General features: G+C 37.8%; 24 protein-coding genes. 23 read left to right on the top strand and 1 reads right to left on the bottom strand.

Going from position 1 to position 24,105, the window contains the following annotated elements; genetic code table 11:
* Window positions 1–318: 318 nt before the first annotated feature.
* The 3 genes from MWH30_RS04245 (at window position 319) to MWH30_RS04235 (ending at window position 3,395) form a co-directional block, all read left to right on the top strand.
* Window positions 319–516 carry a hypothetical protein gene (locus MWH30_RS04245; RefSeq protein WP_248662811.1) on the top strand — a complete coding sequence of 66 codons (198 nt, stop codon included), beginning with the start codon at window positions 319–321 and terminating at the stop codon, window positions 514–516.
* Window positions 517–740: 224 nt separating this feature from the next.
* Window positions 741–1,991: a competence/damage-inducible protein A gene (locus tag MWH30_RS04240; RefSeq protein WP_248662810.1), complete on the top strand. Its 1,251-nt coding sequence runs from the start codon at window positions 741–743 to the stop codon at window positions 1,989–1,991.
* Between the two features lie 33 nt (window positions 1,992–2,024).
* The gene (locus MWH30_RS04235) at window positions 2,025–3,395 is read left to right on the top strand and encodes a metallophosphoesterase family protein (protein ID WP_248662809.1); all 1,371 of its coding nucleotides are present in this window, start codon (window positions 2,025–2,027) and stop codon (window positions 3,393–3,395) included.
* An 86-nt stretch (window positions 3,396–3,481) separates the two neighbouring features.
* On the opposite strand, the gene trpB is transcribed toward MWH30_RS04235, so the two are convergent.
* Window positions 3,482–4,690 (bottom strand): tryptophan synthase subunit beta, encoded by a 1,209-nt coding sequence (gene trpB / locus MWH30_RS04230; protein WP_248662808.1) that lies wholly within the window; start codon window positions 4,688–4,690, stop codon window positions 3,482–3,484.
* Between the two features lie 300 nt (window positions 4,691–4,990).
* Here trpB and recA point away from each other — a divergent pair, with 300 nt between their 5' ends.
* From recA to hisZ, 20 genes are all read left to right on the top strand, one after another.
* Entirely contained in the window at window positions 4,991–6,079 is a 1,089-nt protein-coding gene (gene recA, locus MWH30_RS04225; protein WP_248662807.1) for a recombinase RecA, read from the top strand.
* A 35-nt stretch (window positions 6,080–6,114) separates the two neighbouring features.
* Window positions 6,115–7,095 carry a metallophosphoesterase family protein gene (locus MWH30_RS04220; protein WP_248662806.1) on the top strand — a complete coding sequence of 327 codons (981 nt, stop codon included), beginning with the start codon at window positions 6,115–6,117 and terminating at the stop codon, window positions 7,093–7,095.
* A 16-nt stretch (window positions 7,096–7,111) separates the two neighbouring features.
* Window positions 7,112–8,584 (top strand): AAA family ATPase, encoded by a 1,473-nt coding sequence (locus tag MWH30_RS04215; RefSeq protein ID WP_248662805.1) that lies wholly within the window; start codon window positions 7,112–7,114, stop codon window positions 8,582–8,584.
* Window positions 8,577–8,825, top strand: coding sequence for a hypothetical protein (locus tag MWH30_RS04210; protein ID WP_248662804.1), 249 nt, complete (start codon window positions 8,577–8,579; stop codon window positions 8,823–8,825). The genes MWH30_RS04215 and MWH30_RS04210 overlap by 8 nt, the downstream gene beginning before the upstream one ends.
* Before the next feature lie 11 nt (window positions 8,826–8,836).
* Window positions 8,837–9,502, top strand: coding sequence for an ATP-binding protein (locus MWH30_RS04205; RefSeq protein WP_248662803.1), 666 nt, complete (start codon window positions 8,837–8,839; stop codon window positions 9,500–9,502).
* Between the two features lie 108 nt (window positions 9,503–9,610).
* Window positions 9,611–11,143 carry a ribonuclease Y gene (gene rny / locus MWH30_RS04200; protein WP_248662802.1) on the top strand — a complete coding sequence of 511 codons (1,533 nt, stop codon included), beginning with the start codon at window positions 9,611–9,613 and terminating at the stop codon, window positions 11,141–11,143.
* A gap of 148 nt (window positions 11,144–11,291) precedes the next feature.
* Window positions 11,292–11,837 carry a hypothetical protein gene (locus MWH30_RS04195; RefSeq protein ID WP_248662801.1) on the top strand — a complete coding sequence of 182 codons (546 nt, stop codon included), beginning with the start codon at window positions 11,292–11,294 and terminating at the stop codon, window positions 11,835–11,837.
* A gap of 15 nt (window positions 11,838–11,852) precedes the next feature.
* Complete coding sequence (locus tag MWH30_RS04190) at window positions 11,853–12,635, top strand: TIGR00282 family metallophosphoesterase (protein ID WP_248662800.1); 783 nt, start codon at window positions 11,853–11,855, stop codon at window positions 12,633–12,635.
* Between the two features lie 137 nt (window positions 12,636–12,772).
* Window positions 12,773–13,033, top strand: a complete 261-nt coding sequence (locus MWH30_RS04185; RefSeq protein WP_248662799.1) for a stage V sporulation protein S — start codon at window positions 12,773–12,775, stop codon at window positions 13,031–13,033.
* A 480-nt stretch (window positions 13,034–13,513) separates the two neighbouring features.
* Window positions 13,514–14,092, top strand: coding sequence for a nucleoside recognition domain-containing protein (locus tag MWH30_RS04180; RefSeq protein WP_248662798.1), 579 nt, complete (start codon window positions 13,514–13,516; stop codon window positions 14,090–14,092).
* Window positions 14,093–14,107: 15 nt separating this feature from the next.
* Complete coding sequence (locus MWH30_RS04175) at window positions 14,108–14,638, top strand: spore maturation protein (protein WP_248662797.1); 531 nt, start codon at window positions 14,108–14,110, stop codon at window positions 14,636–14,638.
* A gap of 125 nt (window positions 14,639–14,763) precedes the next feature.
* Window positions 14,764–15,753, top strand: coding sequence for a peptidyl-prolyl cis-trans isomerase (locus MWH30_RS13960; protein ID WP_248662796.1), 990 nt, complete (start codon window positions 14,764–14,766; stop codon window positions 15,751–15,753).
* A 143-nt stretch (window positions 15,754–15,896) separates the two neighbouring features.
* On the top strand, window positions 15,897–16,547 hold the full coding sequence (locus MWH30_RS04165; RefSeq protein WP_248662795.1) for a MotA/TolQ/ExbB proton channel family protein: 651 nt from the start codon (window positions 15,897–15,899) through the stop codon (window positions 16,545–16,547).
* Window positions 16,531–16,941 carry an ExbD/TolR family protein gene (locus MWH30_RS04160; RefSeq protein WP_248662813.1) on the top strand — a complete coding sequence of 137 codons (411 nt, stop codon included), beginning with the start codon at window positions 16,531–16,533 and terminating at the stop codon, window positions 16,939–16,941. Before MWH30_RS04165 ends, MWH30_RS04160 begins: the two co-directional genes overlap by 17 nt.
* A 24-nt stretch (window positions 16,942–16,965) precedes the next feature.
* Window positions 16,966–18,099 carry an energy transducer TonB gene (locus tag MWH30_RS04155; protein WP_248662794.1) on the top strand — a complete coding sequence of 378 codons (1,134 nt, stop codon included), beginning with the start codon at window positions 16,966–16,968 and terminating at the stop codon, window positions 18,097–18,099.
* A gap of 27 nt (window positions 18,100–18,126) precedes the next feature.
* A complete protein-coding gene (locus tag MWH30_RS04150) occupies window positions 18,127–20,238 on the top strand; it encodes a cellulosome anchor protein (protein WP_248662793.1) in 2,112 nt (703 codons plus the stop codon).
* Complete coding sequence (locus MWH30_RS04145) at window positions 20,231–20,929, top strand: S-layer homology domain-containing protein (RefSeq protein ID WP_248662792.1); 699 nt, start codon at window positions 20,231–20,233, stop codon at window positions 20,927–20,929. Before MWH30_RS04150 ends, MWH30_RS04145 begins: the two co-directional genes overlap by 8 nt.
* A gap of 66 nt (window positions 20,930–20,995) precedes the next feature.
* Window positions 20,996–21,409, top strand: a complete 414-nt coding sequence (ndk, locus tag MWH30_RS04140; protein WP_248662791.1) for a nucleoside-diphosphate kinase — start codon at window positions 20,996–20,998, stop codon at window positions 21,407–21,409.
* Window positions 21,410–21,457: 48 nt separating this feature from the next.
* Entirely contained in the window at window positions 21,458–22,063 is a 606-nt protein-coding gene (locus MWH30_RS04135; RefSeq protein ID WP_248662790.1) for a cell wall hydrolase, read from the top strand.
* Between the two features lie 777 nt (window positions 22,064–22,840).
* Complete coding sequence (hisZ, locus tag MWH30_RS04130; RefSeq protein ID WP_248662789.1) at window positions 22,841–24,103, top strand: ATP phosphoribosyltransferase regulatory subunit; 1,263 nt, start codon at window positions 22,841–22,843, stop codon at window positions 24,101–24,103.
* Window positions 24,104–24,105: the final 2 nt, after the last annotated feature.

Genomic DNA, 24,105 nt, shown 5'->3' with positions numbered 1-24,105 from the left:
GCATTTTTTAAATTCAAACTGAGTATAAGAAATAAGATTGAGTTTTAAAATAAAATTTATTCATGCGATTGCCCTGGAAGATAAACCTAGAAATTAAAAAAATTATTTACATATTTAAATTGAGCTCAACAGATGAATTATGAAAATAGAACTGAAACAGAGAATATTGCTGTATAAGTGAAGAAAGTTTTTATCGAAAATAATAGCTAAAGCTAAATCTGTTGAAAAAATAGAAAATATAATAAAAAAAGAAGGAATTGAAAACAATATAGTAGAATAATTAAAATAATTAAAATTGATTGGAGGATGTGATAAAAGATGAATCAATATCATAAGCAGTTAATGGAGCAGTTGGATAATCTTAACGAGGCAGAAATAAGAAAGCTGGCTCAAAAGGCCATAGATGATTATAGCCTCGGTTATAAGGATGGGATTAAAAATAATGATATAGCTAAAGCAGATTACTTTAAAAATAATATACAACAGGTAGATGGGATTGTAAGATCTTGTGGTTAGGTTGTTATTTTAATTTTCAAAAATGAGAATCTAAAATAAAATAATGATTTGAGCACCCGGGAGGGTGTTTTTCTTTTTGAAATATTATTAATAAAGTAGATGTTGTTAGGGCCAAAGGAAATAAAGAGCACCTTATTGAAAATTCTTCAAAGGTTTTAATTGCTTGCTAATTAGCTTTAAATTATGATATGATAGTTATTGTGTTAAAGGAGGAGGTCAGACTATTGAGAGCAGAGATTGTTTCTATTGGTACTGAACTGTTATTAGGGCAGATAGTTGATACTAATTCAGCTTATATAGCTGAGAGGTTAGCTGAGTTAGGGATTGATGTCTATTATATATCTACAGTTGGCGATAATAGAGAGCGGTTGAAAAGTAGATTAGAGGATAGCTTGCAGCGAGCTGATATAGTAATTACTACTGGTGGTTTGGGCCCGACTGATGATGACCTAACCCGAGAAGTAATAGCTGAAGTTTGTGGGGTTGAATTAATTAAAAAGGAAAATTTAGTGAAGCAAATCGAAGACTTTTTTGCAGAGCTAGGCAGGGAGATGACAGAGAATAATCTCAGCCAAGCTTATTTACCGGCGGGAGCAAAACCGATAATTAATAGCTGGGGTACTGCGCCGGGCATCTTAATGGAGCATCAGGAGCAGATTATTTTTTCTACTCCGGGAGTACCGAGAGAGATGCGCGAGATGATGGAAGAGACCATAATTCCTTACTTAGAAGAACGAATGGCTAGTAAGGAATTGATTAAATCCAAGGTATTGAAGGTCTGTGGTTACGGTGAATCTACTTTGGAAGCTAAGATTAAGGATATTCTTCAGCAGCAGAGTAATCCTACTATTGCTCTTTTAGCGGGAAAGTCACAGATCAAATTAAGAATTACAGCTAAGGCTGAGAGTGAAAAAGAGGCTCAAAGCTTAATTACTAAGGAAGAAACAAGACTGCGGGCCCGCCTCAAAGAAGCTATTTTTGCAGTTGACGAAGAGACTATGGAAGAGGTAGTGGCTGTTGCTTTAAAAGAACAAGGGTTAAGGTTAGCAGCAGCTGAATCTTGTACTGGAGGGCTGATTAGTCATCGTCTAACTAATGTTCCGGGAAGTTCTAAGTATTTTAAACAAGGGGTGGTAGCTTATAGTAAGCAGGCTAAAAAAGAACTATTAGCAGTTAGTAATTGCATCTTAGCAGAGTACGGTGTAGTTAGTCCTCAGGTGGCCGAGGAGATGGCTTTAGGAGTTAAAGAGTTAGCTCAGAGCGATTTAGGATTAGGGATAACTGGACTTGCTGGGCCCAGTGGCGGAAGTAAAGAAAAACCTATTGGCTTAGTTTATTTTGCTTTAGCCAATCAGCAAGGAGTAAGTAGTTTTAAGTTTAAATTCCATGGAAAACGAATGCAGGTTAAGGAGCTGGCTGCTCAATATGCTTTGGATAAATTACGCAGGTATTTAATAGGAGAGCTTGAGTTATAATAGATAGAAATCCAGCATAGGTGGTTATATAATATGAAAAAGAAAATAGTACTGATAGTTGTAGGTGCTATTTTAGGTATGCTTTTAGTTGTTAACTTAATGGGCGGGATTACTTATGAGTTAAGTGCAGTAGAGGTTGAGTTAGAAGCTAATATCTCCAGTGAAAACTTCACCGAAATCAATCTTCCGCCGGTAGGAAAGATAATTGCTGATACTCATGTCTTTCCCTTGAACTTAAAAGTAACGGTTTTAAATCTAAATCCGGAACGACTGAGCATCCTAATAGATGAATTAGAGGATAAAGAAGAGCTCTTAGCAGACATTAAACTAAAGGGCCGTAATATTCTTCAGTTATTTATTATCAAGACTCTATTATTAGCTATTGCTGGCGGAGCTTTGGGAGTTTTCATTTTAGGCAATCGTCAGTGGCATCAGTTAGTTATCGGTGGAGTAATTGCTTTAGTTCTATTATCCAGTCTGTATTTAGGTACTTATCTTAGCTATGATTTAGATAGATTTAGTGATTCTGATTATCGGGGGATGATTTCTGCTGCTCCGTGGATGACCCGTATGGTGGAAGAGGGTTTAGAAAACATAGATCAATTAGGGGAAGAGATAGAGATAGTTGTTACTAATATTTCTAATCTCTTTAGGGAAGTAGAGGCTCTAAGAGCCTTAGGAGAAGCTGATAGTGAGTTAAGGGTTTTACACGTAAGTGATATCCATAATAATCCAGTAGCTTTTAACTTCATTAGCCAAGTAATTAATAGCTTTGAGGTAGACCTAATTATAGATTCAGGTGATATTAGTGATTACGGAACTCCAGTAGAGGGTAAGTTAGTTAGTAGAATTGCTGATTTGGAGCTGCCTTATATTTTTGTACCTGGCAATCACGATTCACCAACTATTATTGAGGATATGAGTAAACTGGATAATGTAGTAGTATTGGAAGAAGATACACTTAGTATAAAGGGTTTAAATATTGTTGGTATTGCTGATCCGGCTGCGCAAACTAAGGATATTCAACCTCCTGAGATAGGAGCAGTTGAAGAGTATCAGGATAGGTTAAGTGCTTTAGTTGAGGAACTATCAACTGCACCTGATTTAGTAGTAACTCATAATTACTTAATAACTGCTCATTTATTAGGTGAGGTTCCAGTGATTATACATGGACATAGCCATTCTATTGATCTGCGGCAGGAAGCTGGAACAACTATTATTGATGCGGGAACTACTGGAGCAGCTGGAATTAGAGGTTTGCAAGTTAAGCAGGGAGTTCCTTTTTCATTGGCTTTGCTTCATTTTAGTGATCGAGAAGAGGAGCTGCAATTAAGAGCAGTGGATATAATTAAGATTCACGGTCGGGAGAGCGGTTTTATTATCGAAAGAAAAGGGATTAATTGAGTTTAGAGTGTCAGTGTGAGTGTGAGTTTACACCCACACTGATTTTTTGACGCTGTGCCTTTTAACTAGCAAAGCGTTATCTACTGTTAATCTTGTAGCATTTCTGCGACCTGCTGTACATCTTTATCGCCTCGCCCTGATAGGTTGACTACAATAGTCTGCTCAGAATCTAATTCAGGAGCTAACTTAATAGCATAGGCTATAGCATGAGCACTTTCTAGGGCAGGAATAATGCCTTCTACTTCAGAAAGAGTTTGAAAGGCTTCCAGAGCCTCTTCATCGGTAACGGATACATATTCGGCGCGACCGATCTTTTTGAGATTGCTGTGTTCCGGGCCCACTCCTGGATAGTCTAATCCAGCCGAGATAGAATGGACTGGTAGAGGATTCCCCTCTTCATCCTGGAGAGTATAACATCTAAAACCATGAATTACTCCCTCACTACCAGCAGTAATAGAGGCAGCATGTTTACCACTATTTAAGCCCTTGCCGGCAGGCTCTACGCCAATGATTTGTACCTCTTCATCCTCTAAGAATGGATAAAAGAGACCGATAGCATTACTCCCCCCGCCTACACAGGCCATAATGTAGTCCGGTAACTTCCCTTCGTGTGCTAAAATCTGCTGTTTAGCTTCTCTGCCAATAACCGATTGAAAGTCTCGCACCATTAAAGGATAAGGATGAGGACCTACGGCTGAGCCGAGCATATAGTAAGTATCCTCTCGATTTTTGATCAGATCTTCTAAAGCTACATCTACAGCATCCTTTAGGGTTTTAGTTCCTTGAGTAACCTCTACTACTTCAGCTCCTAGCAGCTCCATTCGAAAAACATTTAACTGTTGGCGCTTGATATCTACTGCTCCCATATAGATAATACACTCCATATCCAATAGGGCACAAGCAGTTGCAGTAGCCACTCCGTGTTGACCAGCACCTGTTTCGGCTATAACACGCTCTTTGCCCATTTCTTTAGCTAGCAGAGCCTGCCCGATGGTGTTATTAATTTTGTGGGCCCCCGTATGGTTGAGATCTTCTCTTTTTAGATAAATTTTAGCCCCGCCTAGTTTTTGGCTCAACTGTTCTGCATAAGTAAGTGGATTTTCTCTACCTACATATTCATGAAGATTATTTTTGAGTTTAGTTTGAAAGTCTTCATCGTTTTTGAACTTCAAATAGGAATCTGCAACTTCTGCTAATACAGCTTCTAGTTCTTCCGGAATATAACTACCTCCAAAGTCGCCAAAGAAACCTTCGGCATTAGGTAAGTCGCTTAATTTATTTTCTTGCTTAGACATTTTTTGAATTTCTCCCTTCTCAGTTGTTAGTTTTTGACTTTATTTCATTAGTTTTTAGTATATCATTCTTAACTCGACAATTCAATATCTGTCAAAAGTAGAATCATTTTAAATAAAATTTTGCTAGTTGGGAAAAATAGGTATTAGCTATCCTTTATATAATTAAGCAGGTAGATTGAGGATTTTAGCATCAAAAAGCAGGAAAGATAGTTCTTAATCAGGAATTAAATCAAAACGGGGTTGGAAAAGTAGATTTGTCTGGGTTGATTCCAAGTAAAAAGTTTAAGGAGTTGATTAAAAATGGAAGAAGAAAAGGAAAAAGCTTTAGAGAGAACTATTAAGCAGATAGAGAAGGATTATGGACAAGGTTCGATAATGAAATTAGGTGAAAGTAGAAACTTAGATGTAGATGTGATCTCTACTGGTATTTTACCTTTAGATGTAGCTTTAGGAGTAGGCGGAATTCCGCGGGGTAGAATTGTTGAAGTTTTTGGCCCGGAAGCTTCAGGTAAGACTACTATTGCTTTGCATATTATTGCTGAAGCTCAAAAGGAAGGCGGAGTGGCTGCTTTTATTGATGCAGAACATGCTTTAGACCCTAATTATGCACGTAATTTAGGGGTAGATATAGACGAACTATTGATATCTCAACCTAATACTGGTGAAGAGGCTTTGGAAATATGTGAAGCTCTGGTTAGAAGTGGGGCAGTAGATTTAATAGTTATTGATTCGGTAGCAGCTTTAGTGCCTAAGGCGGAGATAGAAGGAGAGATGGGTGATACTCATGTAGGCTTGCAGGCTCGGTTAATGTCTCAGGCAATGCGGAAGCTATCAGGAACTATCAGCAAAACTAAGGCTACCTGTATCTTTATTAATCAAATTAGAGAGAAAGTGGGAGTGATGTTTGGTAATCCTGAAACTACTTCTGGAGGACGAGCTCTTAAGTTTTATTCTTCGGTACGCTTAGATATTAGAAAGAAAAAGCCTATTAAGGATGGCGAGGAGTTAAAAGGAAATCATACTTTGGTTAAAGTGGTCAAGAATAAATTAGCTCCTCCTTTTAGAAAAGCTAAGTTCGATATTATTTACGGTGAAGGTGCTTCTAAACTAGGTAGCATTTTAGATATGGCAGTAGATGCTGATATTATTAATCGTTCCGGAGCCTGGTACTCCTATGGTGATGATATAACTTTAGGTCAAGGTCGAGAGAACTCTAAAGAAGCTTTAGCTGAAAATGAAGAGTTATTAGCTGAAATTGAAGCTAAAGTGAGGGCAGAATATGACCTTCCAGGAGAAGAAGTAGATACAGAAGGGTTTGGAGAGAAAAAAAGTGAAGATGAAGAGAGTGAAGCTGAAGAAAGTGAAGCCGAAGAGGAGAACGAAGAGTAAGTGCTAAACTTTAGTTAGTTTAGGGGAGGTAGAGAATGAAGCTATTAGTATTGACCGATACTCATATTAGAGGAACTACTCCTCGGAACCGAATAGATGATTTCCCTGCTACTTTAAAGAAAAAGCTGTTGGAGATAAGAGATTTAATTGAGAGTGAAGAGATAGATTATGTACTTCATGGAGGAGATTTATTCGATAGACCTGATACTGCTCCAGCGGTAGTGGGGGATTTTGTAGAGGTTTTGCGCAGTTTTACAGCTCCTATCTATGTAGTAGCTGGTAATCACGATCTTTACGGACATAATCCTAATACTTTACCAAGAACTATGTTAGGCCTTTTGGCAACTACAGGGGTGGTGGAGATCTTGGCTCCTGGTGAAGACCGGATAATTGAGCAAGGAGGAGTTAAACTCCAGTTAACAGGAACTGCTTTTCATTCTGAACTAGATAGAGGAGAAAGAGTAACGGAGTATTTAGTAGAAAAGGAAGCTGGAGTTGATTATTTAATCAATATAGTTCATGGAATGTTACTACCGAGTCCTTTTGAAGCAGGTGAGGTTGACTATACCTTAATCGAAGCTCTAGAGGCTACTGAAGCTGAGTTAACTATTACTGGTCATTACCATAGTGGTTTTGGATTAAAGAAATTAAATGAAGAGACTTACTGTCTCAATCCTGGTAGCTTAGTCCGGATTGGAGCTTATAGCAGTGAATTGGAGCGTCGGCCGCAGGTAGCTATTGTGGAGTTGAAATCTACAGAGATGGAAGTTAATCTGCATGAGTTGGAGGTAGCTGCTGTTGGGCCCGAAGTTTTGGATCGAAGTGAGATTGAGCTTAGTAAGTATAGGGAAAAGAAGTTAGCTAATTTTACTCAGGAAATCAAAGGAGCTGGGGAGTTTGAATTTTTGGAGTTAGATACTATCTTGGCGGAGTTAGCTGAAAATCAGGATTTAAAAGATGAAATTAAGCAGGAGGCTCGAGAGAGGATTGCTAGAGCAGAAGAACGATTGACTTAAATTTGGGGTGAGTAGGGTGCAGAATATTAAGGAGATTCAGATAGAGAACTTTCAATCGCATAAAAGCAGTAGTTTAGAGTTGGCTGCTGGTTTAAATATTATTACTGGGCCTTCCGATACTGGTAAATCGGCTATTATTAGAGCTCTCCGCTGGGTGCTCTATAACGAACCTTTAGGAGATGACTTTATCAGAGTAGGTGCTCAGCGTTGTCGGGTGGCTTTATTGTTTGAGAATGGTTATCGGTTGATTCGAGAGCGCAAGCATAATAATAAGGAAAATAACTATTTGCTCATAGATCCTCAGGGCAATAAGGAGGTATATACCGGCTTTGGAACTAAGGTTCCTGAGCAGGTAAAGGAGCTTCATCAGATGCCTAAGGTAGTCCTCGATGACGATACGACTACTACTCTTAACTTGGACTATCAATTAGCCGGGCCCTTTTTATTGAGTGATACCGGTTCGGCTAAAGCTAAGGCAGTCGGTCAGTTGACCGGGGTGCACGTAGTAGATGCTGCTATTAAGGAAGTGGCTCGAGACTTAAGTAGGACTAAAGGACAGCGTAAGCAGGAATTAAGTGAAATTCAAAAAATAGATGAGCGTTTGGAGGCTTATCAGGACTTGCCTCAGTTAAAGCAGCAAATAAATAGTAAAGAGGAGCTATTAGTTAAGCTTAAAGACTGTAGTAGTCAACTAGAGGAATATAATTCACTTCAGCAAAAGTTGAAAGAGTTAAGAAGTGAAGAGGAAAAGCTAGAGGAGTTATTATCTAGCTTAGTTGATTTAGATAAGCTGGAGGCTATCTATCAAGAGCTGATTAATAAGCAGTCTAAACTGACTAAGCTGAAGTCTTTACAAAGAGACTGGCAGCAGACAAAGCAGGGTTTAGAGGATTTGGAGAAGCTATTAATTAAGTTAAAGGATTTAGCACAAGTAGAAGAGCATTGTCAGCGTTTAGTAGAGTTGGCTGATTTTAAAGAAAGTTTAACAGACTTAAAACAGAGGCTGCTTAGTGTAGAAGCGGCCCAAGAGAAAAATAAGCAGATTTTGGAACGCAGCAAGGACTTAAAACGAGTAGAGAAATTATTGACTGAGAACTTCCCGCAAAGTAAGGCAGAGTATAAGCAGTTACAGTCCTGCTATGAGCAGTTACGGCAGCTAGAAGAAAAGATGCAGAATAATCAAAAGTTGTTGCAGAAGTTACCTGAACCTAAGCAAGGGGAAGAGTTAATAGCTAAACTGACAGAGCAGCAACAGAAGCTAGTTCAACTGAGTAATTTACAAGAAAAGTATCAACGAAATCAAAATAGTTTGGAGCAAGGTCGCCAGTGGATTGAGGAAGTTGAGGCTGAAATCAGGGCTAAATTAGCAGAATATAAGGAAAAATTAAGGGAATTAAATAAATGTCCAGTCTGTTTTAGCTCTATTAAAGAAAGTACTTTAGAGAGTATAATTGCTAATTATAGCTGGGGAGGTTTAGAGGATGAGTGATTTTAATCAAGAGATAGATAGTTTGAAGGAAGACTTAGATAAGGCGAAAAATAAAAGGTACCGAGCTGAAGCGCGAATGGAAGAGCTGAAAAAGAATAAGCAGAAAATACTGGCTGAATTAGAGGATTTAGGAGTAGCCCCCGAGGAGTTAGAAGATAAAATAGCTAGTTTAGAGACTGAGCTAGAGGAGTTAATTGCTGAGGCTAAGGAGTTATTACCGCAGGATATTCTCAATGATTAAGGAGTGACATTATGCAAGCTGAGCAGATAATAAGGCTTTTAGAAGAAAATATAGAAGAGCAGAAGGAAAAATACAATATTCGTAAAGGGCAGAGAGAGCAGTTACTAGCCGATAAGAAAGAACGTGAGGAAAAAATTAATAGTTTGGATGAGGATTTGGATGTTTATGAACAGACTAGAATTTTACTACAGCAGACGGCTGAATACGCCCGAGAACAGGCTAAGGCTCAAATTGAGAGTTTGGTAACTAATGCTTTGCAGTATGTGTTTGGCCCGCAGTTTAGCTTCGAAATAGAGATTGAAGAAAAGCGAAGTCGTCCTTATGCTGAATTTTATGTGGTTTCTAGTTATGAAGATAGAAGCTTTAAAAATAAGCCCCAGGAGGCTCGCGGGGGAGGAATAGTTGATGTGGTTTCCTTAGCCTTGCGGATAGCTATTTTGGAATCCTATGGAGCTACTAAGATAGCGGGCCCGCTGATTTTAGATGAGCCGGCTAAACATGTTAGTGAAGACTATATTACTAATGTAGCTCAGTTTTTAAAGGCTATTAATAAACGTTTTGCTCGGCAGATAATTGTAGTTACTCATAAAAATCACTTAAGCGAGATAGCCGATAGGTCTTTTCAGGTAGACTTAACGGCTGGAATCAGCGAGGTTACTTCTAATTTTCAATCTTGACATAGACTTATGAAAGATATACAATGTAGGCAGGGTGTCTTCTCAAAAAAATAAAAAAGATTTTTATAGAAGTTAAAGCTACAGTTTAATAGGGAGGTGAATCAATCTATGGCGTATTTGATTTATATAATTATTGCTTTAGTAATTGGTGGAGCAGCAGGTTATTTAGCTCGACGCTATATTGCTGAAAGCAAAATCCAATCTGCTGAGAAAAAAGCAGAGGAGATTATAGAAACTGCTCAACGAGAAGCAGATTCTGAGAAACGCGAAGTCCTTCTTGAAGCAAAAGAGAAGGCTCATAATATAAAAGAAGAGGTTGAAAGCGAGTGTAGAGAGCGGCGCAACGAACTACAAAGGCTAGAGGGTCGCTTATTGAAGAAAGAGGAAACTTTAGAATCAAAGCTAGAAGAGGTAGAGGATAAGGAAGCTGACTTAATTGAAAAGGCTAAAAAGGTGGAAGAAAAGAAGCAAGAGATCGATAGCCTACATCAACAGCAGGTAGAGGAGTTGGAAAAAGTTTCAGGCTTAACTATCGAAGAGGCTAAAGAGATTCTTTTAAAACGAGTTGAAGATGAAGTAGAGCATAAATCGGCTCGGATGATTAAAGAGATTGAGAATCGAGCTAAAGATGAGGCTGAAAAGAGAGCTAGAGAGATTATATCTTCTGCTATTCAACGTTGTGCTGCCGATCATGTAGCAGAAACTACTGTTTCTGTGGTTTCTTTACCTAATGATGAAATGAAAGGGCGAATTATAGGTCGGGAAGGGCGGAATATCAGAGCTTTAGAAAACTTAACGGGAATTGATTTAATTATTGATGATACCCCAGAGGCGGTTATTCTTTCCGGTTTTGATCCTATTCGTCGGGAAATTGCTCGAATTGCTTTAGAGAAATTAATTATGGATGGTAGAATTCATCCAGCGCGTATAGAAGAGATGGTGGAAAAGGCAGAAAACGAGATAGACTCTTTGATTTATGAAGAGGGAGAACAGGCCACCTTTGATACAGGAGTACATGGTTTAGATAGTGAACTAATAAAATTATTAGGTAGGCTTAAATATAGAACTAGTTATGGTCAAAATGTGTTACAACATTCTATCGAGGTTGCCTATTTAGCAGGAGTGATGGCTTCGGAATTAGGAGTAGATGTTAAGGTAGCTAGAAGAGCCGGTCTCTTGCACGATTTAGGAAAGGCTGTTGACCATAATGTAGAAGGCCCCCATGTTAAAATTGGTGCTGATTTAGCTAGAAAGCACGGTGAATCAGATAACATTATCCATGCTATTGCGGCTCATCACGGAGATGTAGAAGCTAAGTCCGTAGAAGCTGTTTTAGTAGCAGCGGCTGATGCTGTTTCAGCAGCTCGTCCTGGAGCTAGAAGAGAAACTTTAGAGTCTTATATTAAGCGCTTAGAAAAGTTGGAGGAGATTGCTGATTCTTATCACGGAGTTGATAAGGCTTATGCTATTCAGGCCGGTCGTGAAATTAGAGTAATGGTACATCCTGATCAGATTTCCGACGATAAGGCAGCTAAACTAGCTTATGAGGTTTCAAATCAGGTAGAAGAAGAGTTGGAGTATCCAGGTCAGATTAAGGTAACGGTAATTAGAGAAAAAAGAGCAGTTAATTACGCAAAATAAATTTATTTTAGCTAGACGCTCCAATCGATAGAGGTTGGAGCGTTTTTTAGTGTTAGCAGATTTTAACGGGTTAATTAAGCAGGAGTTGATTAAGCTGTACTAGAAAGTAGTTAATTGTACTTAAGTGAGTATGGAGGAGGAAATAAAATTGGGCAAGGAAAAAATTGACTGCAGTCAAAATAATGAAATACCAATTAGTATGAAGCTTATCATTGCTATCCTGCACCGTTATTTTCAGCTTAATAAAGTAGTTTTTAATCAGTACTTAGAAGAGTTGACTCTAAACTTCTTAATTAATCAGGATTTAAGTAAATCAACAAAAGAGGAGTTTAGATTAAAACTAAGACAGAGTCTAAAATTATCTAAAAAGTTGGATAATTCTCCTCTGAATCAGTTAAAAATAGAATATAAGGTTTATGAAGAGTTAACAGAACTAGAAGTTACTATTCAGTTACTGGAATTGACGAGTACAGAACTGGATTTGTTGACGAAGTTAGTAGTAAAAGAGTTTGAAGCTCAGCTGTTATTCGAAAATTTAGGTGTCAAGAGTGCTCAGCATTTAGCAAAATATAAACAGGTTATTGATACTATTCTTTTGAACTGGGAGGGAACTCAGCCTAAGCAGTTATTAGTTGGGTTCAGAGAAAAAAAGCGAGTGGTGATTTTTGATAAGGAGTATGATGGTGATAATTAAGAAAGGAGTTAAGTGATGAAGGTTTTGTTAATAGGAGATATAGTAGGTAGAGCTGGTAGAAGGGCCGTTAGAGAATTAGCTCCAGATTTGATCGAAGAGGAAGAGATAGAGTTTGTAGTAGCTAATGGAGAGAATGCTGCCGGCGGTTTTGGAATTACTAAGCAAGTGGCAGATGAGCTTTACAGTTATGGAATTGATGTGTTGACTATGGGTAATCACACCTGGGATAATAAGGAGATTTTTGATTTTATAGATCAGGAAGAGCGACTTTTAAGACCTCAAAATCTGCCTCCGCAAACACCGGGGATGGGGCATCAAGTCTATACTTTGGATTCAGGAGTTAAAGTTGCGGTAGTTAACTTACTAGGTAGGGTCTTTATGGATAATGTGGACTGCCCTTTTCGTTCGCTAGAAGAGTTGATACCTCAATTAGAGGCTGACTTGATTTTGGTGGACTTTCATGCCGAAGCTACTTCGGAAAAAATAGCTTTAGGTAGATACTTTGCGGGAGAGGTAAGCGTGGTTTTTGGAACTCATACACATGTACAGACTGCTGATGAGCAGATTTTGGGAGCAGGTACGGCATACATAACTGATTTAGGTTTGACAGGGGGAGTTGATTCCATTTTAGGGATGAAGCCTGAAGATGTAATTAAGCGCTTAACTACTAATTTACCGCAACGATTTTCTGTAGCCACTGGTGATACTCAGCTTGCAGCGGTAGTGGTGGAACTAGACTTAGAGTCTGGTTTAGCATTATCGATTAAGAGAGTGAAGCAGATTCACACTAATAATTAAGCCTCCTCTTTACTTTTTTAAATTATTTCCAGGAAAATAGGTTGAAATTTTTTAAAAAAGAAGGAATTTTATGTTAAATATCTAAATTATATATAGTAAGGGAAATAATTTTCTATAAAAAAGAGGAGGTATTTATTATGGAAGTATTAAAGGTATCATCAAATTCAAGTCCTAATTCAGTAGCTGGTGCTTTAGCTGGAGTTTTGAGAGAAAGAGGTGGCGCAGAACTCCAAGCTATAGGAGCAGGCGCAATTAATCAAGGAGTTAAGGCGGTAGCAATTGCTAGAGGTTTTGTGGCTCCCAGTGGTGTTGATTTAGTTTGTATCCCGGCTTTTACTGATATTGAGATTGATGGTGAGGAACGAACGGCTATTAAGTTAATTGTGCAGCCTAGGTAAGGATTCTAGTGAATTAGTGGTACATATTATATAGGTTTTAAATGGTTTAACCTGTTGTGCTAGTTGAAACAAAATTAATGCTTTGTTTAGTTTACAGTTTACAATGTATAGTGTAGAGTTGAAGTTCAAAACCTTTAAAACCTTTTTTGACGCTGACTAAAATCTGACTAAGTTCTGACTAGACCTTAAAACTTTTTAGTTCTTTAATTTTTTTAAGGTTTTATGTTTTAGTCAGATTTTGTCCGAACTTAGTCAGCGTCTAATAGAACTTGAACTTAATCTTTTAATGGTCTAGGTTTTTAACTATACACTATCAACTGTTGTGCAGAGCGCAACAATCTATCTATATTGAACTAAAATTTAACTAGCATAATGCGTTAATTTATTATTTTAAGCATCTACCTGATATCAGGGTAGGTGTTTTTTTATTTCATATTTTCTTAGCTAAAGAGCATATAATTAGTAAAAGGGGGAAGTAGCTTGATCAACCATATCTGGTTTGGACTAATTAGTATCGGTATAGTTACTGCAATGTTGACTGGAAATATGGGCCCGGTTTCTCAGGCAGTTTTAGAGTCAGTAGAAGAGGGAGCCATGATTTTGATTAGACTGATAGGACCTATGTCCTTATGGCTGGGAGTGATGAGGCTGGCTGAGGAATCAAACTTTGTTGAACTATTAGCTAAGCTTATTCAGCCGGTAACTAAACGGCTTTTTCCAGAAGTACCAGCCGATCATCCAGCTCTAGGAGCTATGATGCTCAGTTTTAGCGCTAATCTCTTAGGTTTGGGTAATTCGGCTACTCCCTTAGGAATTAAGGCTATGCAGGAGTTACAAAAGCTGAATCCTAAGCCGGAAGAGGCTAGTAATTCTATGTGTACTTTTTTAGTAATTAATACTTCCAGTATTACTTTACTTCCTGCTACGGTAATCAGTTTGAGAGTAGCTGCTGAATCTAGTGCCCCAATGGAGATTATTGGGACTACCATCTTTGCTACTACTTGCTCTACTATAGCTGGCCTGGTGGCCGATAGAGTTTTAAGAAAAATATGGGTTTAGAAGGGTTGAAAAATAATGTTTGATTTTTTAAATAATCTTTCGCAATGGGCTATACCGATTATTATACTGGTAATTGTGGGCTATGCTTATTTTAAGGATGTTGAGGTTTATGAGGTTTTTACTGAAGGAGCTGTGGAAGGCTTTACTACTGTAGTAGAAATTATTCCTTATTTAATAGCTATGTTGATGGCTATCAGTATCTTTAGAGCTTCGGGGGCCTTAGAGATCTGTTTGCAGATTTTGGAGCCTATACTATCTTTTTTTGGCATTCCTCGCCAAATAGTACCTTTAGGGTTGATTAGACCTTTGTCAGGGACGGGGTCTTTGGGTTTGGTGACGGAGTTGATTCAGGAGTACGGCCCGGACTCTTTAATTGGTCGTTTAGCTTCTACTATTCAAGGAAGTACAGAAACTACCTTTTATGTAGTAGCTGTTTATTTTGGAGCAGTAGGAGTTAAAAAAAGCAGATATTCTATTATAGCTGGACTGATTGCAGATGTAGTAGGTTTTATTGCTGCTATATACATTGTAAAGTTAATATTTTGAAATTCTTAATCTGCTCTTGCTATTTTCATACTAAGTATTTATAATAGTAAAGCAGATAGTCTTTTTGGAGAAGTTGATAAACTACTGAAATTTAATTAATCCTAAAATTTAAAGGAGAGAAAATCATGAAGAAGTTATCGTCTACTAAGAAAGTAGTCTTATTTGTAGTTTTAGCTTTGGTATTTACTTTGCTTGTGGCCTGTAATGATGGTGAAGAGGATAATATTAACTCAGTTGATCAAGTTGAAGAAGAAGTAATTGCTGAGGTGAATGGTAATCCAATCTTTAGGGCTGAGTTTGAGAACCATCTAGAACAGTCAAAGCTTCATTATCAAGCCCAAGGAATTGATTTTTCAGAAACTGAAGGCCAAGAACTATTACCACAAATTAAGGAGCAGGTTTTAGAACAATTAATCCAACAAGAGATCTTGGTGCAGCAGGCAGAAGTGGAAGGGATAGAGATTACTGATGAAGAGTTGGATTCTTACTTTGAAATGATCAAAAGTCAATATAATTCAGTAGAAGAACTTGAAGAAGAATTAGCAACAGTAGGCTTGAGTTTAAATGATTTTAGAGAGAATATTAGAGGCAGGCTATTAATTGAAGAGTTAAGTACTAAGTTAACTGCTGATATTGAAGTTAGCGAATCACAACTTGAAGAGTACTACACCGAAAATAAAGAAAAGTTTGTACAGCCTGAACAGGTAGAAGCTAGCCATATTTTAGTTGAAAGCTTAGCAGAAGCCGAAGAATTAAAGTCTGATTTAGATGATGGGGCTGACTTTGCTGAACTAGCTAAGGAGCATTCAATAGGGCCTAGTAGCCAGGAGGGAGGAAGCTTAGGCCTTTTTGCTAAGGGGCAGATGGTTCCGGCCTTTGAAGAGGCTGCTTTTTCTCTAGAGAAAGAAGAGATTAGTGATCCAGTAGAGACCGAGTATGGCTATCATCTAATTAAGGTCAGTGATAAGGTTGCTAGTAGAGAATTGGATTTGGAAGAGGTTAGAGATGATTTAGAAAATTATTTAATAGAAGGCGAAAAAAATCAACTACTCAATGATTACTTTGAAGATGTCTATCAAGAAACTGAAATTGAAAGAATGGTAGATTTTTCCTAAAATTACTTGCAGGCCAAATACCTTTAATCTTCAGCTGGAGATTAAAGGTATTTGCTCTTTTTTGCAGGAATTAATTAATAGGATGTCGAAAGTTTAGCAATAGATTGCAGTTAAGCTTAGCTTATTTTAAAGGAGGAATTTAGATGTTAGATGTTTTATTTAAAGGTGGCCCTACCATGGTCCCTTTAATGGTCTGTTCTATATTGAGTTTAGCAGTTTTTATTGAGAGGTTTTTGTATTTTAGAAAGCTTGATAATAATAACTTCAGATTATTTAAAAAGCTGGAACTACTGATTGCTAACAGTAACTTATCTAAAGCAAAAAAAATGGTTAAAGCTGCTCGAGGTCCAGTGGCTGCTATGGTAGAGCAAGGTCTAGAGGGTTATGGAGAAGATAAAGCTACTGTTAGAGAATATGTAAAGCTTGGTGGTGAAAATGAAATTCGTAAAATGGAAAAACGATTACGAATTTTAGATTTTATTGCTACGATAGCTCCTTTATTAGGTTTATTAGGTACGGTAATTGGTATTATAAATAGCTTTAATATCTTAGCTGGAGCTCAAGGCATGGCGGGCCCGGGAGCCTTAAGTGTTGGTATTGCTCAGGCTTTGATTAGTACTGCTGCTGGTTTGATAGTAGCTATTCCTACTACTTTATTTTATACTTATTTAGATAGTCAAGTGGAGGATAAAACTAATGAGCTGAATCAGTGGTCGGCTAAGTTAGTTAATCTTTTAGCTGAAGACGGCTCTACTAGTAGAGTCCGAGGTGACAGGTATGTTTCAAAGAGATAATAAGCGTAAGGTAGATATTAGGATTTTACCTTTAATTGATGTTATTTTCTTTTTGTTAGTTTTTTTTATGTTATTTACTACCTTTAGAGCTACTCCTGCTGGGCTTGATATTGATTTGCCTCAAGCAGAAACGGTTACTGAGCAGGAACAAAAACAGCTGACTATTAATATATCTGCTCAAGGTCAAATTTATTTGGAAGATGAAGAGCTTACTATCGCGGCTTTACAAAGTAGAGTAGCTAATGTAATTAATGAAGACCCTGAGGCAGTGATTATTATTGAGGCAGATAGAGAAGTGTTTTACGATAAGATAGTAGAAGTGATGGATACTGTACGTCAGGTTGGGGCTCATAGATTGGCTTTAGCAGCTGAGGAAAAAGTGGAAGAGCAATAATCGCTATTTGAGGTGATTAGTTCGATGAAAAGATATATTATTGTTTCGTTGGTAATTCATGTTTTAATTTTAGCGCTGTTCCCTGACCTTTATCAGACTAGGTCTGCCTTTGAGGTTTATCCTTTAGAACAGGATGGAGTTATAGAGTATATGGGAATAGAAGAGATTGATCCTGAGGCTACGACAGAAGTAGAAGGAATTGAAGAGGATGAAGAAGATATAGAAGAAGATATAGAAGAGCTGGAAGAGGATATAGAAGTGGAAAAAGATGATGAAGTTGAAGAAGATATAGAAGCAGAAGACGATGAAGGAGAAGTTGAAGAAGATGTTGAAGATACAGAAGAGGAAGAAGATGTTGAAGAAACAGAAGAGGAAGAAGATGTTGAAGAAACAGAAGAGGAAGAAGATGTTGAAGAAACAGAAGAGGTTGAAGAAGCTAAAGAGGATACAGAAGTAGAAAAAGATGATGAAGTTGAAACTAAGGAAGAAACAGAAGAGGTTGAAGAAGAGGTTGAAGAGGAAGATTCAACTCCCGATACTTTAACTAGTGAGGAAGAAGAAGAGCCTGAAATTGAAGAAACAGAAGCAGATGATACAATTGAAGATGTAGAAGATGATGAAGATGTAGAGGATGATGAAGAAGTAGAGGATGATGAAGAGGTTGAAGATGATGAAGAGGTTGAAGATGATGAAGAAACTGAAGAGGACACAGAAGTGAAAGATGATGAAGCTGAAACTGAGGAAGAAAGTGAAACTGTAGCTGAAGAGGGTAGAGAAGCTGAGGATGTTGAAGGAGAAGAAGATGAAGAAGCTGAGACTAAGAAAGAAGAGGCAGATGGAGAAGAAGATATAGAGCCTGAAGAGAAAACTCCTGAACAAATGGTAGCTAATAAAATTATTCCCGTTTACCCTAAAGAAGCAGCTAATCAAAATATTGAAGGGACTGTTCACTTGAGAGTTGATGTGGCGGATTCGGGACGGATTAGGAATATTTCAGTTGTTGAGTCTTCTGGTGAAGGCAACTTAGATGGAGTGGCTAAATTAACTATAGAACGAGGTTGGGAGTTTGAAGAGACTTTTGATAATTATTCGGTATTTTTGAGTGTGCATTTTGAAGAAGGACAGGTAGAAGTTGAGTTTGATGAATTAGATTTATAGAGCTAGCAAGAGAGGTGTAAAGAGGTTATGAAACTGAGGACTATAGCATTATTAATGATAGTTTTAACTGCTTTTACGCTAATAGGTGCTTTAACGGTTAAAGCTGAAGAAGAGTTAGAAGTTGAAGATGAAGCGGAAATTAGAGAAGAGTTTGAACTTGATTTTGAATCAGAAGAAGTTGAAGTTGATGAAGTAGAGATTGAAGAACAGGTAGATGAGCATGGGAATTTACGGATAAAAAATGATTATATTTCTATTGCAGTTAATCAAGAGGAAGAGAACACTGGTAGATTTGCAGTGGATGTAACTGGTGGAAATCCAATAATGGAGAGTGATGAAGGAAAGCCCTTAATTTATGGACGACCTACTCCCTGGGCTTCTTATACCACTATTAGAATAGATGGTGAGGACTATGTTTTTGGCGGGGAGACTAATCAACGTGCTGGTCGCTTAGGAGAATATGGGGAAGAGGTGAAAGCCCCTTACATAACGGATGAAGGCGCAATTGAGACAGTTTATCGTTACGGAGATCTGCTTGTGATTCAGAATTTGAGCTTTGTGCGTAGCAGTACTACTGGGCTGCCGGATACGGCTCAAATTAAGTATGAGCTTAAAAATGAAAGTGAGGAAGTAAAAGAGGTAGGGGTGCGAGCCATGCTAGATACAATGGTAGGTGATAATGATGGAGCTCCTTTTCGAGTGGGCCCTGAGCCTGTTACCACCGATACAATGTATACTCAAGATGAGTTGCCGGAGTTTTGGCAGGCCTTTGATCGGCTTTCAGACCCTATGGTTATAGCTCAAGGTACTGTTAAAGGATCTCAAGTGACTGCTCCAGATGAGATTTATTTTTCTAACTGGGGTAGCTTAGCTGATGGAGTTTGGGATTTTGATTTTGAGCCCGGTCGTGAGTTTATTAGAGAAGGAGAGTTTCAGTTAGATAGCGCCATGGCTCTTTATTGGAATCCAGAACCCTTGCCTCCTGGAGAAAGTAGGACTTATATTACTAACTATGGTTTAGGTGGAATAACTATTGTGCCAGGAATCTTATCTTTAGGTGTTACTTCTCCGGCTGAAGTGGTTTTAGATAAGCAAACGGATTCTTTTCCAGTTTTAGCTTATATTCAGAATACGGCCGAGATAGATGCCGAGGATGTGGCAGCTGAAATCAAGCTACCTAGTGGACTTTCTTTGGCTGAGGGTGAAGCTAAGAAAGAGTTAGGTGATTTAGAGTCTGGAGGTACTAGACAGCTTGTATGGGATATAGTGCCGGAAGAAGGGGTTAGTCAAGAAGTTGAATATAAGGTTGAGGTTACGGCTGAAAATACCGATGATAATGAAGTTAGTAGAAGAGTGGATATTATTGGCCCGCCAGAGTTGAGCTTTGATCTTCTTGCTCCGGCTGAATTGGAGGTTGAGGATAGACTATTAGAGCCTAATCCTTTTAAAGTAACTACTACCGTTAAAAATACTGGTGCTTCTACAGCTTATAGCCCTAGTCTTGAGATATCCTTGCCTCCAGGACTGAGATTAGCTCGGGGTGAAAGGGATATTAAGTATTTAGGTTACTTAAGTCCTGGTGAAGAGGTAGATGTTTCTTGGTATTTAGAGGCTACTGGAATTAAAGGGCAACTACCTTATGCTATTGAATTAAGCTCTGTTAATGCTGATTCAAAGTCTAAGCTTGAATTTATAGATATTCCTGAGGTAGAGGCAGCTGTATATTTAGAATCTCATACTGATGATTTAAGAGTAGGAGATTATTTGCAGGTAACTTTAAATATGGCTAATCTGAATGATTTTTATAAATTAAATACTATTTTAGAGTATGATGTTGAAAAGTTAGAGTTACTTTTTGCCTCGCGAGGTACGCTGTTTACCAAAGGAGATAAGTTGTTGAGTTGGGAAGAGCCGCAGGTGGATACTGATGAAGGAAGAATTGAATTAGCTGGTGCCTTGGAGGCTGAAGAAGATATCCTTAATGATAAAGCAGCTACTTTCTATTTTAGAGTTAATAGAGCAGGGCCACTCAGTATTGGCTTTAGTCATTTGGACTTAATAGATGAGGAAGGTGTTGAAATAGATAGTGATGTTGAAGATTTAGAATTTACGATTAGAGGAGGCGAGGACTATGATTAAGAGATGCTTAACAGTCCAGAAGCTGATTACTTTGATTTTAGTCTGGGGGCTGCTCTTGACCGCTACTCTGCCTGTCTTGGCCAGTGATGAAATAGAAGATATTTCACCAGATCATTGGGCTTACGAGAGCGTGAGAAGATTAATTGATGAAGGGGTTATGTCCTTACAAGAAGATAATTACTTTGAAGGCGAAGAAAAGATAGAGAGATATGAGTTAGCTGAAGTAATTGCTAAGCTTTTGGTTAATATAGAACAAAGAGGAATTAGTGCTTCCGAAGAAGATTTAAAGTTACTTCGTGAGTTGTCTACGGAGTTTAGAGAAGAACTGGTGGAGTTAAATCAGGAAAGCGATTTTTTCGCTCAAGAAATGGAGCGTTTACAGGAAGAAAATAAGATATTAAGGGAAGACTTACTGAATACTAAAGAAGAGATGCTAGCTGTAAAGGAGAGTCAAGAGGAAGCAAGACAGATAATTGAGGAAATTACTCAAGAACAGGAAGAGTTTCAGGAAGAGGTTGAGATTAGGTTAGCAGAGTTGGAAGCTGAAAATGAACAACTTTATCAGCGTATAGATGCCTTAGAAGAAAGCTTGGAAGATGGAGGAGATATTCAGGAAAAATTGGATAGAGAGGTTAAAAATTTGAGATTTGCTGGCTTAGGTTTATTGTTGTTAATAATAGCTAGCTATTAAAAATTTAATTTTTTCTTGAATAAAAGTTAAGTATTGTATTATAATGATAGAGTAGGAGGGATAATTGTGGAAAAAACATTCTTTATGATTAAGCCAGATGGAGTAAAAAGAAACTTAGTAGGAGATGTGATTTCTAGAATTGAAAAGAAGGGATTAGCTATTAAGGCTATGAAAATGCTGCAGATTGATGATGAATTAGCGGAAGAACATTATGCTGAACATGTGGATAAGCCTTTTTTCCCTGACTTAAAGGAGTTTATTACTTCGGGCCCGGTAGTAGCTATGGTAGTTGAAGGCCCTAAAGCCATTAAGACTGTGCGGAAAATGATGGGAGCTACTGATCCTTTTGAGTCAGCAATAGGTACTATTAGAGGGGATTATGCTCTCAGTATTGATGAAAATATAGTTCATGGTTCAGATTCTGCTGAAAGTGCTAAGCGGGAAATTGAACTTTTCTTTGCTGAATCTGAAATACTGTAATTTTATTTGTGGTGGAGAGTTAAACTGTTATACTTAAGGAGAGGACTTATGCTTAGATTAAAGAGTGCTCAAGGGATTAAGGTGCTTATTATAACTTTAGTGTTGGTACTGCTAGTTTCTCAATTAACTGTTATTTTGCCAAGCAAGACTGGATCTGTTCTCCATGCTGCTGAAGAAGGGGTTAGTGATCGGAAGACTTTTGGTGGCTTAGCTATTTTTATAGGTATTAACTTTTTAGCTAGCAGAATTAGAAGTAGAAGAAGTGAACCTAGTATTAGTTATGACCTTGAAGATGTTTCTCAATCTGAACTGGACTTATTGGCCCGTTTAATACATGCTGAAGCACGAGGTGAGCCTTATAAGGGTCAAGTGGCAGTAGGAGCAGTGGTTTTGAATAGAGTAAATAGCCCTCAGTTTCCTAATTCGATTCGAGAAGTGATCTATCAATCAGGACAGTTTGCTCCAGTGGACGATGGGCAGATTAATCTGCCGGCTAATCAGACAGCCTTCCGAGCAGCTCGAGATGCTTTAAGCGGTGAAGATCCTTCCTTAGGTGCTCTTTATTTTTACAATCCTAGGACTGCCCGTACCTTGTGGTGGTTAACCACTCGGAGAAAACTAGTTGAGATTGGAAATCATGTTTTTGCAGAATAGTAATAGGGCCCTAATATCAACTGTTGATATTAGGGTTTTATCGTTCTATTGTTTCAGAGGACAGATGATAAATGATAAAGGATAGATTAAGATCAAGAAATAAAGTTCAAGAGCTATCTGACACAGCGCCCCGTAGCGACGCCATTATTTTGGCTAGTCATTACTCTGGGAAGTGCCCTTGGGGTAACTAAGTTCTGACAAAAATCTGACTAAAACATAAAACCTTAAAACCTATTGAAACTACTAATGAACACTAATTGATACGAATAAAACCTAAAAACCTTAATTCAAGATCATATGCGTTAACTTAAGCTAAATTTTAGTAAAATATTAACTTTATCAATGTAATGTGTTAGTGTCGGTGTGAGTGTGAATAAAAACATTATAAGCTCTAATCCTTCAGTTCAAAAGCCTTTAAAAATCTTGATCTTAACTAGCACTGATACTCCCACTGACACAATATATCTATAAAATAACAAATCAATTAGAAAAATATGTATTAAGTTGACGTTTATGATATGGTTCTAAGTTTTTGATTTTATGTTTTAATGTCTAGTCAGAACTTAGTCAGATTTTAGTCTGCGTCAAATTGCTTTTAATGTCTTGAACTTATCTGTGTTGATCTTTATTTATCTGTGCAATCTGTGTCAGATTTGCTTTTGAACTTTATAACAATATAGTACTAACCTTCACTTTAAATTGACATTCTAAACGCAATATGTTATATTTTATTAAGTTAACGCTTTAATGTGTTAAAATGATAAAGAGGTGGTTTAAGTGGAAAGAGATTTAACTTTTAATAAGATGCAGACGCCCAGTGGAACTAAGGACTATTTGCCAGCAGAGGCTAAGAAAAAAAGATACTTAGAGGAGCAGATAATTTCTCTATTTTCAGAATGGGGTTATCAGGAAGTAATAACTCCTACTTTTGAGTTTTTTAGTGCTTTATCTATTGGAACTGGTAGTGAGTTACAAGAGAAAATGTATAAGTTTTTTAATCGTCAAGGCGAAATTATGGCTTTAAGACCGGAGATGACAGCGCCTATTGCTAGATTAGTTACTAATAGATTTTCTGGACAAGAAATTCCATTACGACTTTCTTATTTAGCTAATGTTTTTAGATACGAGGCTCCTTTGGCGGGCCGGAAGCGAGAGTTTTATCAAGCAGGAGTTGAACTGATTGGTTGTGAGGAGTCTTTAGCTGATGCTGAAATTATAGCCTTAGCTATCGAAGCCTTAGAAAGAGTAGGTTTAAAAAACTTTTCTCTGGATATAGGCCAGGTGGACTACTTTATGGGCCTGATGGAAAAGATGGAACTGGAGCCGGAAGTGAAAAGTAAGTTAAAGAAGTGTTTAACTAAGAAAGACTTTGTGGCTTTGGAAAATCTAGTTAGTAATACTGCTTTAAGCGATTCAGAACAGGAGGCTATTCTATCTTTACCGAAATTAAGAGGTGGTAAAGAGATTATTAAGCAAGCTAAAGAGCTGATAGTTAACGGTAAGTCTCAGGCAGCTTTAGAAAGTCTGGAGGATATCTATCAGCAGTTAGAGGAGTTAGGAGTAGCTGAGCAGGTAACCTTGGATTTAAGTACTTTGCGTGGCCTAGATTACTATACAGGAATAGTTTTTGAAGGCTATACTAATGATTTAGGCTTTACTATCTGCGGCGGAGGTCGTTATGATAATCTTCTAGGAGAGTTTGGAGAGCCAAACCCGGCTATAGGTTTTTCAGTGGGGATCGATCGGCTGATTTTATCTTTGGAAAATCAAGGGGTTAAACTGCCGACTGTGGAAGAAGATACATTTATCTTTTATGCCAAGGACTATCGCCAACAGGCTATAGAGTTAGCCCGGCGCTTGCGTCAAAAAGGAGAACAGGTAGTGCTGGAGGTTAAGGAACGTAGTGTAGCAGCTAGCATCGATTATGCTCAGCAAAAAGAGATGGGACGAATTATTTATTTAGGTACTGTAGATGAGATTAATAATTGGGATTACCAACTTGAGACTTTATTTGGTCAAGAGGTAGTTATCATAGAATAGGA

This window comes from Fuchsiella alkaliacetigena (genome assembly GCF_023227765.1).
In the GTDB taxonomy this organism is placed as follows: Bacteria; Bacillota; Halanaerobiia; order Halobacteroidales; family Acetohalobiaceae; genus Fuchsiella; species Fuchsiella alkaliacetigena.
Note: the sequence above shows the minus strand (reverse complement) of the source record. Positions and strands in the feature narration are given on the sequence as shown.